The organism is Rahnella rivi (assembly GCF_019049655.1).
In the GTDB taxonomy this organism is placed as follows: Bacteria; Pseudomonadota; Gammaproteobacteria; order Enterobacterales; family Enterobacteriaceae; genus Rahnella; species Rahnella rivi.
On the sequence record NZ_JAFMOX010000030.1, the window covers coordinates 1 to 9,908 of the forward strand.

Annotated in this window: 11 protein-coding genes and 2 pseudogenes; 5 read left to right on the forward strand and 8 right to left on the reverse strand. The window is 49.2% G+C overall.

What is annotated here, in order from left to right; all coding sequences use genetic code 11:
• Nucleotides 1–414 precede the first annotated feature (414 nt).
• Together J1779_RS00235 and J1779_RS00240 are read right to left on the reverse strand one after the other, a co-directional pair.
• Nucleotides 415–603: a hypothetical protein gene (locus tag J1779_RS00235; RefSeq protein WP_217202544.1), complete on the reverse strand. Its 189-nt coding sequence runs from the start codon at nucleotides 601–603 to the stop codon at nucleotides 415–417.
• Between the two features lie 135 nt (nucleotides 604–738).
• Complete coding sequence (locus J1779_RS00240) at nucleotides 739–1,152, reverse strand: hypothetical protein (protein WP_217202545.1); 414 nt, start codon at nucleotides 1,150–1,152, stop codon at nucleotides 739–741.
• A 240-nt stretch (nucleotides 1,153–1,392) separates the two neighbouring features.
• Here J1779_RS00240 and J1779_RS00245 point away from each other — a divergent pair, with 240 nt between their 5' ends.
• Complete coding sequence (locus J1779_RS00245; protein ID WP_136375502.1) at nucleotides 1,393–2,172, forward strand: (S)-acetoin forming diacetyl reductase; 780 nt, start codon at nucleotides 1,393–1,395, stop codon at nucleotides 2,170–2,172.
• A 63-nt stretch (nucleotides 2,173–2,235) separates the two neighbouring features.
• Here the strand turns inward: J1779_RS00245 and J1779_RS00250 are convergent, their stop codons facing one another.
• The 4 genes from J1779_RS00250 to J1779_RS00265 all read right to left on the reverse strand — a co-directional run bounded on the left by J1779_RS00250 (nucleotide 2,236) and on the right by J1779_RS00265 (nucleotide 5,849).
• Nucleotides 2,236–3,102: a helix-turn-helix domain-containing protein gene (locus J1779_RS00250; RefSeq protein WP_056773814.1), complete on the reverse strand. Its 867-nt coding sequence runs from the start codon at nucleotides 3,100–3,102 to the stop codon at nucleotides 2,236–2,238.
• A 34-nt stretch (nucleotides 3,103–3,136) separates the two neighbouring features.
• Nucleotides 3,137–3,472, reverse strand: a complete 336-nt coding sequence (locus J1779_RS00255) for an SMR family transporter (protein WP_056773809.1) — start codon at nucleotides 3,470–3,472, stop codon at nucleotides 3,137–3,139.
• Nucleotides 3,465–4,067 (reverse strand): TetR family transcriptional regulator, encoded by a 603-nt coding sequence (locus tag J1779_RS00260; RefSeq protein ID WP_217202546.1) that lies wholly within the window; start codon nucleotides 4,065–4,067, stop codon nucleotides 3,465–3,467. The genes J1779_RS00255 and J1779_RS00260 overlap by 8 nt, the downstream gene beginning before the upstream one ends.
• Before the next feature lie 183 nt (nucleotides 4,068–4,250).
• Nucleotides 4,251–5,849, reverse strand: a complete 1,599-nt coding sequence (locus tag J1779_RS00265) for a tannase/feruloyl esterase family alpha/beta hydrolase (RefSeq protein WP_238484992.1) — start codon at nucleotides 5,847–5,849, stop codon at nucleotides 4,251–4,253.
• Between the two features lie 337 nt (nucleotides 5,850–6,186).
• On the opposite strand from J1779_RS00265, the gene J1779_RS00270 reads away from it, so the two are divergent.
• Nucleotides 6,187–6,354, forward strand: coding sequence for a YhfL family protein (locus J1779_RS00270; protein ID WP_072158075.1), 168 nt, complete (start codon nucleotides 6,187–6,189; stop codon nucleotides 6,352–6,354).
• 314 nt (nucleotides 6,355–6,668) lie between these two features.
• Here the strand turns inward: J1779_RS00270 and J1779_RS00275 are convergent, their stop codons facing one another.
• Both J1779_RS00275 and J1779_RS00280 read right to left on the reverse strand, forming a co-directional pair.
• Complete coding sequence (locus J1779_RS00275) at nucleotides 6,669–7,250, reverse strand: TetR/AcrR family transcriptional regulator (protein ID WP_217202547.1); 582 nt, start codon at nucleotides 7,248–7,250, stop codon at nucleotides 6,669–6,671.
• A gap of 126 nt (nucleotides 7,251–7,376) precedes the next feature.
• Nucleotides 7,377–8,127, reverse strand: a pseudogene (locus J1779_RS00280) (Tn3 family transposase); the annotation flags it as partial.
• On the opposite strand from J1779_RS00280, the pseudogene J1779_RS00285 reads away from it, so the two are divergent.
• From J1779_RS00285 to J1779_RS00295, 3 genes and pseudogenes are all read left to right on the forward strand, one after another.
• Nucleotides 8,075–8,580, forward strand: a pseudogene (locus tag J1779_RS00285) (recombinase family protein). The pseudogenes J1779_RS00280 and J1779_RS00285 overlap by 53 nt on opposite strands.
• Before the next feature lie 58 nt (nucleotides 8,581–8,638).
• Nucleotides 8,639–8,794 carry a hypothetical protein gene (locus J1779_RS00290; protein ID WP_238484993.1) on the forward strand — a complete coding sequence of 52 codons (156 nt, stop codon included), beginning with the start codon at nucleotides 8,639–8,641 and terminating at the stop codon, nucleotides 8,792–8,794.
• 2 nt (nucleotides 8,795–8,796) lie between these two features.
• Nucleotides 8,797–9,908, forward strand: a 1,112-nt coding sequence (locus tag J1779_RS00295) for a hypothetical protein (protein WP_217202548.1), incomplete at its 3' end; no start/stop codon positions are given.

Below are 9,908 nucleotides of genomic sequence, written 5' to 3' on the forward strand. Positions count from 1 at the left end.
ATATAAATTGTATTTATTTTTAGCTTTTATCTTGTGGTAATTTACTTTCCGGATTGTGGCATCATCACTGCAATTCATTTTTACCCTTCCTTGGTTTTATTGTTTATATTTATCCGTCGCGATCCCCCTGTCCGCGACCGCAATGATTACCCCGCCTGACTGCGGGGTTTTTTTTTGCATAAAAAAACCCATAACCGGCGAAAGTTATGGGCTCTGCAAATGAGAGAGAACTAAGAAATACGACGAGGTCAGAGAAACGTTAAACGTCCACAACAACCTGCATATCTGATGCTGGGATTGCGCATCCGCAAGGCCAACACCCGCTATTCAGGCACAACGGCTACTCTCAGGAGAAGAGTTTGTTAAACGCACAGTTCGTTCCAGTAACTGATGCGCATTAAACGGGTATACCGGTCAGGAGCGGCGAAACCACGCCGGGTCACTGTTCCCCACATCAATGCCATACAGACACCCGGTCGCCAGAAAACTTTCCAGCAAACGCGTTGTATCCTGCGTTTTATCTTCTGTGTACGCGCTCACCTTGCGGCGAGTCAGGCGTTGCCAGAACGAGCGTGGCGCAGCAGCTGGTGCATTCGTTGACATATGGGCCTCCGGATATTCACTGTAAGTTCATCACTGATCAGCGCAGACATTGTCTTTCGCTGGAATGACGTCAGTTAACCGTTTCTGCGCCCTGAACTGAACCAACCATTTTTGCTTTGCAATGCGATAAATCGACTAAGCCGCGCCCGGCCAGATACCTTCACAGAATAATTTTGCACAGGCGACGCTGTGTTGGTGGCGTAACGCCGGATCACCGCTGTTCTGTGCCAGCTGTACCAGCATGCCGGTAAAACACTGACCGAGCAGTGTCGCAGGGATATCGTCACGAAACAGGCCATGCTGCTGACTGTGTGCCAGATTTTCAGCGATCAGTTGTGACAGTAACGCCTGGGTCCCGGCGCTGTGCGGTGGCAGGAGAAAAGCGCGCTGTGTGAGGCTGGCATCTTCAGCCAGAAAATTAAGCAGTTTGCGAAAACTCAGTGCCATGCGGTCCAATACCTGATTTTCAGCAACCTGCGGTGAAATTTGTAATGAGCGCGTCAGCGTGGTGAGACGCTCGTGAAACAGAGTGAGGCTGTTATCGGTCATGGTGTTGCCCTGTTTATTCCTGTTAATCCCCTATTCTACCCGAGTGCGGCCTTGTTTCGCGGCCAATCTGTACCTTCCTACTTATTCGAATCGATACAGTTAGTGACGGTGGTTAACAATTGCACATGCCGTCTCAGGGGCGTAAACCAGTAAGCAGCTCACGTAACGGTACGGAGACGGTATTTCCGTGCGTTGCGCGCAGCACCTGAAGAAGATACCGAATACATAGAGGATGGTTGTATGTCTAAAAATGGAAAAGTGGCTTTAGTGACAGGTGGCGGTCAGGGGATTGGCCGTGCAATTGCCCTGCGTCTTGCCAAAGATGGTTTTGCCGTGGCTGTTGTAGATTTTAATCATGAAACGGCGAAGAAAGTGGCTGAAGAAATCAATCATGCTGGCGGCAAGGCTATTGCCCAGCTGGCCGATGTGTCAGACCGCGATCAGGTGTTTGCTGCGGTCGAAGCCGCCACCACGCAACTCGGTGGTTTTGATGTCATCGTCAATAACGCCGGTATTGCGCCAACCACGCTGATTGAAGACATCACCCCTGAGATTGTCGATAAAGTCTATAACATCAACGTAAAAGGCGTGATCTGGGGCATTCAGGCGGCGATCAAAGCTTTTAAATCGCAGGGACACGGCGGGAAAATTATTAATGCCTGTTCTCAGGCCGGGCATGTCGGTAACCCGGAGCTGGCGATTTACAGCTCGAGTAAATTCGCGGTCCGCGGCCTGACTCAGACGGCTGCACGCGATTTAGCGCCGCTGGGCATCACCGTGAACGCGTATTGCCCGGGGATTGTGAAAACGCCTATGTGGGAAGAGATTGACCGACAGGTGTCTGCAGCAGCAGGCAAGCCGGTGGGTTATGGTACCCAGGAGTTTGCGAAAAACATTACCCTGAAACGCCTCTCAGAACCGGAAGATGTCGCTGGCTGCGTCTCTTACCTTGCAGGCCCGGATTCTGATTATATGACCGGTCAGTCATTGTTAATCGACGGCGGCATGGTCTTTAACTGAGTGCGTGTGCGTCAATCAGGCCTCTCATAATGAGAGGCTTTTTTTATGCCTGACGGTTAACCGTCAGGCGTTCGCCAGCGGTATGTAATACTCGCAGGTCACGCCGTTAAGTGCGGATTCCCGTGAGTATTTTTCGAGATCGGGCTGCATGATAAATTCCAGACCGAGGGTGGGTAAAAATACCGAGTACATGTAGAGAATGAAATCATTCAGGCGGCTGAGATCATAAGGGTAATTGATCTTCAGATAACGACTGGCGGGCACAAAAATGTCGTGACTGGCACCGATCCTGACTTCATGGGCCACGGTATATTCCATCTGTAACGCATTCGCCACTTCATCGTGAGTATCAGGGCGGCAATCAGACAGCCCCCACACCGGCGCGAGCAATGATTCCGGCGTGGCCAGATAACGCAGCAGTTCAGCCCGGTGAACGTGGTTTTTACTGTTGAAAAGCGCTTCGATCGGATAAGAATGCGTGGTGGTTTCGCCTTCAAAAGCCATTTCCGGCAACTCAACAATTTCGTATTCCGGCTGTGGAAATTCGTCAACGGTCAATGGCGCGGTGATGCCATTCATGGTCCATGAGGCGTTGCGACGGTACATTCCCGGCGTTTCTGCAAAGTTCTTTTTGAATGAGCGGGTAAACGTCTGCTGCGAATCATAAGAATAATAGAGTGAGATATCGAGGATCGGCATATTGGTCAGACGCAAAGCAATCGCCGCCATCGTCAGACGACGGTCACGGATGTATTTACCCAGCGCGTGGCCCGTTTTGCTTTTAAATAATCGCTGAAGATACCACGGAGAATAGCCGGTTTTTTTCGAGGCTTTTTCCATCGTCAGACGATCACTTAAGTTGACTTCGATCCAGTAGAGAAGCTCTTTGATCAAGTCGTCATGAAAATCAGGTTTTTGTTCGCTCTGCAAGATGGACTCCCGGTGCTGCTATAACGTCGCGCGCTTAGTGCGCAACAGATTTTGAAAACACGTTCACAACGATCACGCCGGCGATGATAAGTCCGAGGCCAATGACGGCGGGCGTATCCAGCTTTTGACCGTAACCAAACCACCCTATCGCTGAGACAAGAACGATACCGACACCGGACCAGATGGCGTAAGCAATCCCGGTGGGCAGCGTTTTCAGCGTCAGCGACAGCAAAAATATCGCAATGGTGTAACCCAGTAACGTGACCACACTGGGCCATAAACGGGTAAACCCTTCCGAGCTCTTCAGGCTGCTGGTGGCGATGACTTCGGCCACAATGGCGAGTCCGAGGATCAGGTAGGTTTTAAACATCAGAAGTTTCCTTGCGGTAAAGCTCGTTTTGGATGGCGCGGTTAAGGTTGTATTCGGCGCAGACGCTGGTCAGCCCGAGAGATTCAAGACGCGACATGGCATCCATGCTGCTGCTCAGGCCAATCAGGCGCCAGGCAATGTGCGCGGCGGACTCCCCTGCGATAAATTCGCGGGTATCCCTGCCATATTCAATGGCTGATGAAACGAGCTGATGCCAGTCGGCAACAGACGCCGCAAAAGCGGATTTCATCAGCGGTTCCTGTTCAGTCAGCAGCATTGCCTCGTGCCACAACGGGATCGCCATCAGCGAATCCTGATCCTGCGGGCTTATCAGAAACAGTGTTAAGCGTTCACGTGCACTCAGGGACTGACAATCATTATCCAGCTGCTCCTTGAGGACCTTCATTACCCGCGCATACGCCTGGGCACGCAATTCAGCTGCGCTGGAAAAATGATGGTGAACCTGCCCGACCGCAACGCCGGCTACCTGAGCGACGCGCCGGACGGTGGTCGCCGCCAGACCTTCCTGACGTGCGATGCATGCGGCGGCTTCCAGAAGCGAGGCGCGACGTTCTTTTTTACACAGATAAGCCAACGAAGGATCCAAAATGAGGGACGGACAGCGGACGATAATGCCAAGACTTGAACGGATGTTCAAGTTTTTTGAGAACGTTCATTCACATAGGGATATATACAGTTAATAATACGAAAATAACTTGCAATCGAATTGAAAAAGGTACCCGCCAGACTTGACAGGCCGCTCGATTATTAAATCAAATTATTCACTTGCACACACAAAACTGCTCGCCGCGTATGTGTCACCCTGACCTTTATACTTCGGAAACAACGGATAATCACAAAGCGGCATTTCTCGCCCGGCAGTGCCTTTATTGGTGTCGATCATGACTTGCTGACCGGGGTCAATTCCGTGATCTACCCATTTATCCAGCGTGCCCAGAGAATCCCAGCTGACACGAAACGCCCCGCTGCTGTGGGTGAATCCCGGCGCCAGATACAGGCGGGCAAACTGACGCACGGTTTTTTCACCAAACTGCGCCTGAAGTTTCTCGTAATACGCCACGGTATTTCCCGGCGGTACGGCCATATCAGCAGTGCCGTGCATCAGCAGGAGTTTGCCCCCGTGCTGCACAAATGCGCGGATATCCGCTTCATTGTTATCGACCTGCGAAGCCAGTTCCAGCAGACGCTGCTTATGGGCTGCCGGGTCGAAAGTCAGCGAATCGTATTGCGGCGAGCGCATCACTTCATAACGCACCGCCTGATCGCCCATCATGTAGGGAAAGGAGATGATCAGATTTGAGGCTTCAGGTTTGGGTTTGTCTGCACCAGAACCAAACACGCTGACAATGGACGGCGCATCAGCGCCCTGCAATATCGGCCATGGCGCAAAACTGTCGCCCGACGGCAAACTGACCCCGAGTGACACCGGCTTACTCAGCATGTGTACCATCGTAATTTGGGTGTCGGACAGGCAACCCGCGCCCTCATCTTTACCGTCTTTGCAACGCAGATGCGCGAGTTTGAAGGTGGCATCGCAGGCTTTGATATTGGCAACCACGCCATCGGCCAGACCGTCAAACTTGTCACACGCGCCATTGACCGCGTTGGCGATCAGGGCTGACTTCGCGGGAGATATCCACGCACCCGGTGTGTTGTAAATGGCCTGGCCAATGCGGATGCCCGCCATATGTAATTCGACCACGTTGTAAACCGGGTGGATGGCGATGGCACCATCGTAGTCAAGGGGAAAGCGCTGAATGGCGGCCAGCGCTTCATGTCCGCCCTGCGAGTTGCCCTGAAAATACATCCGCGAAGGTTTACGTCCGTAGGCTTGTTGAATCAGCGCAACTGCCACATCGTGCGTTTTCTTTATTTGCGCACCGGCGAAGTTTTGCCAGGCTTCATCATTAAGAGTAAATGAGGCATCAGACACGCCGCCCTGATGTCCGGAATCACTTCCAAACGTTGCGTAGCCCTGCTTCAGCGCGCCGGGTGTGGCCGCCGGAGCCAGACGCGCTGTATCTGCGCCTTTTACAGAACCATCGAAACCGCCACCGCCAAGTTGCAACGCTTTACCATTCCACATGAGCGGTAAATACAGCTGAAATTCAATATCGGGGGATTTCAGATCTACAGGTTTAATCTGCCCTTCCAGCTTACAGTGCGGTTCATTCGGCTGCCCGGCCATCGCCACGGCGGTGATCACTGCACCGCGCGTAGGCAGCCCGATACTGGCAGCATCAATGCGGGCGGTTTTCAGGCCTATGCACTGTGCCTGAGTCAATTGCTTTTGCGGTGCTGCGAGTACAGCAGTGCTGATCACCAATAACAAACCCGTAAGGAGGGACGCTTTCATCAGGATGTGTTTATTCCGTCAAATGAGTTGCCGCAGTGTGTCATTAAAAAGAGAGCGAAAAAAGCGCTCCCTGACCGCTTTCGTGACCTTTTTGAATAAGTTTTGCTCGTTAATATATGTGTTTTCTATGTATTTATAATTACCATATAGGTCATGAATATTTTTAAATGATATATATCTTGAATGATTTACTTAGCGAAATTATTAATAAGAATAAAATTTAGAAATAATGACTTTTAATTTGTTTCCGTGCTGTATGTCAGAGTATATTGCTGCAGGCATTTGATAGCAGATGCCCGCTAAGCGCTACTAACATAATATTTTAAAAGGATTTTTCATGAAAAACGTAATTAAAGTTGTACTTCTTGGTGCGGTTATTTCCACCCTTTCAGGTTGCACCGGCAGCGTGTCTAACAAAGATAAAAACTGCAGCTATGATTATTTACTGACACCAAGCCTGTCTATTTCCAAATGGATTGGTGGTTGCGGCCCGACTGATAAATAAGTCAATAATCACGCCACTCGCGTGATTATCCGGCATTCATCATACCCGGATCTTTATACAGGGAGAGTGATCTCCCTTTTTAAAAAGCCATTTTTAGTTACAACATTCTAATGCTTTGGCTCTAAAACCAACGGAGTAAAGCTTTGGCACTTGCGTCTTTTGAGTCTCTCAGGAGGGAAACGGGGTAAAGTTTTTCTGCAGGTGACCTGATGTAAACAGAACGGGCATGTTTAACGCCTTCCATCTTAAAAGGCGCTGAAACATCTGTGTCAGGCATATGGGCCACCCGGACCGCATTGCCCGGAGAGTGGCTATCAGGATACTTTACAAAGTATTTTAGCCATCAGGTCCCTGAATGCAGGCACATCCCGGCTGAATGAGAAGTCGGGATTGATTGCCTTGCGGGCTATCAGGCCGTCGATAAACGCAAACAATATGATGGTGACTTCTTCGGAATTAAGTTCACGCGGAAACTCACCTGCCCCTATCCCCTTCTCAATAATTTCCGCGATACCCTGACGCATGATTTTGTCGCTGGAAATGAACGTTTTCTGCAAATGCGTGTTTCTGGCAGACTCGGCCATAATTTCAACCCAAAGACGATGTGTAACCGGGTAACCTACATCGCTGATACAGGAAGCCACCTGTATGCAAAGTCGATCGAAATGCGAACCGGTGTAGGGCTCATCATGCATCATCAGGGCAGAATTCTGCTCTTCGAGAACAATAGCGCGTATGAGCTCATCCTTGCTTTTGAAATAGGTGTACATAGCCCCCTGACTAATACCGGCGCACGTGGAGATTTCACGCACGCTGGTTGCGCTGAATCCTTTATTAGCAAAACACGCGGCGGCAGCAGTAATGAGCTTATGGTAGGTTTCAGTGTCCTTTAACATAGCGGCCTTCTATAGTGAGTTAAGAGCGGCACTTTAACGTGCTTTTATGCTACAGACCAGAGTCACTGCGGGTCAGGCCGCTATCCATGACGATGGAAAATTTTCCTGCCCTATAGTAATTCACTGTTATGGGCTCCTTTTGGGAAATGGAAAACATTGTACGTTTAGGTGATTTTTGTACTGACTGATATCAACTGCCCGAAAAGGTTGATACTTCCCTTAGCCAGTTTTTTAATGTTTCGCCAGACATTGTCTCCCGTCAGATTGATGTGTTCCCAGCCCATCGGAGACAAGTGTTACAGCAATTGCTCATTGATATGTACCCCCTTCCTCTTCAGCAGGTTAACGTCGTTCTCTCTATATATACGGTATTTCACAATGTGATCGCGGCGGTGATCAGCGCCAGTCCGCTGGCCCGGTAACTCTGGTTTTCCAGACCTCGATCCCTTATTTCGCCCAGACGATGCATGAAAACGGCTCTGGCAAGGGCATTCAGGGTTTCCCCTTTGTTCAGACCTGCCTGAACTCTGCGACGCAGTGAAAGATCGCGAATCCAGTCCAGCATAAATAGCGTTCGCACAATGCGACCGATTTCCCTCTGTGCCTTGGCAAGCCCATTCTGTTTCGGATAACTGGCCAGCTTTTTCAGCATTAGAGAAGCGGTCACAGTTCCCTGCTTTATTGAGGTCGCCAGCCTCAGAATTTCATCCCGGTGGGATTCTATCTATATGATATTCATTGTAATTATAGAAATAATTGACTGTAGAGCCGGATATTTATCAGCCTTCGCCTGAATAAATAACCGCTAGTCATGAAGATCCCGGATCCTTGGTGCAAAAGTGAACCCCAGCAGATGCATCAGCGCAAAAATATGTTCCATTTTGCTGATCGAGCAGATAGACCGCCTGACCCGTCTCAGCAATAGTGACTGGATGACGCTGAAAAAGCAGATAGAACAACACGAGTTGCGGATTATCAGCCTGTATGTCTCCACTTCATGGCAGGCACTGTCAGATAAAAACCCTTCGCAGGTCGAACCTCTCACCCGCGCAGTAATAACCGCCATTATCAATATGCTTATCGTCCTGATAGCCGCAATGTCACATAAGGACTGTCTGATTCTCCGCCAGCAACAAAAACAGGGAATTGAGCGGGCGCATACGCTGGGGGTAAGCAAGCTGATCAGGACCAGCATCAGAAAGTCCTGTACTACCGGCAGGTCAAGAAACTCAGTATCAGGTAAACAGCGGATGCAGCGGGATACAGGCCTTCCCAGATATGCCGCATTCAGGCGCTGTGCCGACAATCAGAGGCGAGTTATTTTGGTTAAGTCGTGATTGCTGTATGATGCCGATGAGTATAACCGCTTATATACTGAGGGATTAATAATGGCAAGAATACTGGCCTGCCTGGATGACAAAACAAGGTTACCGGACGGTCGCACCGAAACGGGGAGTACGGATAACCACGGGATGACAGAGTGGCATTATGCTGAATCTGCTGAATCTGCTGAAAATATTAACCTGCATATATTAATGGATTAATGATGGCTGTTTACCACCTCAGTACCCGTATTAACTCTAATGTCCCGGCTGATTCTTTGTTGTATGACCTGTGTATTTATCGCATGGACGCCAGCAGGAATAAATATCCCCTAGTGGATGTGAAACAACAGCCGTTTCTGGGCAATTGTCAAACACAGAGCCACATTACCGGAAATATAAATGAGTCACTCTCGACCATTTATATTATGAAAATGAAGCTTTACCGAAAAACTATGTTGCATACGCACTGTGTGACGCCTGTTCCGTTCACTAAGATGTACACTCTTGAAGAATTTGCGTCAGGCAAAGCCTGGTCTCCGGTGAAGCGGGAGAACCCCTGTTATTTTGAATCAAAAGGGACAATGAAGCCTGAGAGTCAGGGGGGCGAAACAAAGCAGATTAAAATCACTATCCCAAAGCGACCATTTGTTGCGAAAGAATACCCCATTGGTAATTCCAGAGACCCTTTTGATAAAAATTTAATAGAGCGTCAAATAGATGAAAGATTTAACGGATTTGATTTCCCTAATCAAATAGCAGCAAGTGTATGTGGACCTGCTGCATTTTTTTACTGCCTGCAAAAGGATCGCCCTGATGCGTATGCGCAAGCTTCCCGTGAACTTTGGAGGTATGGGAAAACTAAAATAGGTGACTTAATCATCTCACCAGGTGAAGGCTGTCGGCATCCGACAGGTGCATTTTACTATGATGACGGCAGGCCGAAGATAGCCGGTACTGACTGGATGACGCTGGCTGGGCTAAGGGATTCAGAGAATACGGTGCTAAACTTTGATGCTCTTGATTCTCCAGTGGCGGGGATCACCATGTGGCAAACACTGACAGAATGGTTTGAAAAAGCCGGTTATGAAATGGTCTTTAGTAATGTAGGAATTGCTCAGGCAGGCGTCCAGGGAATCAGAGATTTAAATAAATATATAGAGCAAGGCTATAAAGTCGTCACATTAATAAACGATGGACTTCTTGTAAATAGTACAAACAAAACAACGTTACCTACACACTGGATTGTGTGGGATGGTTCAGTCACACAAGATCCCAACGGATATATTAGTTTGGAGTTGTTTTCTTGGGGGAAAACAAGAAACTGGATAAAACC

What these genes read in the sequence shown, in the direction of transcription:
- J1779_RS00235 (WP_217202544.1), bottom strand. Translation starts at nt 603, where the DNA reads ATGTCAACGAATGCACCAGCTGCTGCGCCACGCTCGTTCTGGCAACGC.
- J1779_RS00240 (WP_217202545.1), bottom strand. Translation starts at nt 1,152, where the DNA reads ATGACCGATAACAGCCTCACTCTGTTTCACGAGCGTCTCACCACGCTG.
- J1779_RS00245 (WP_136375502.1), top strand. Translation starts at nt 1,393, where the DNA reads ATGTCTAAAAATGGAAAAGTGGCTTTAGTGACAGGTGGCGGTCAGGGG.
- J1779_RS00255 (WP_056773809.1), bottom strand. Translation starts at nt 3,472, where the DNA reads ATGTTTAAAACCTACCTGATCCTCGGACTCGCCATTGTGGCCGAAGTC.
- J1779_RS00265 (WP_238484992.1), bottom strand. Translation starts at nt 5,849, where the DNA reads ATGAAAGCGTCCCTCCTTACGGGTTTGTTATTGGTGATCAGCACTGCT.
- J1779_RS00270 (WP_072158075.1), top strand. Translation starts at nt 6,187, where the DNA reads ATGAAAAACGTAATTAAAGTTGTACTTCTTGGTGCGGTTATTTCCACC.
- J1779_RS00275 (WP_217202547.1), bottom strand. Translation starts at nt 7,250, where the DNA reads ATGTTAAAGGACACTGAAACCTACCATAAGCTCATTACTGCTGCCGCC.
- J1779_RS00290 (WP_238484993.1), top strand. Translation starts at nt 8,639, where the DNA reads ATGGCAAGAATACTGGCCTGCCTGGATGACAAAACAAGGTTACCGGAC.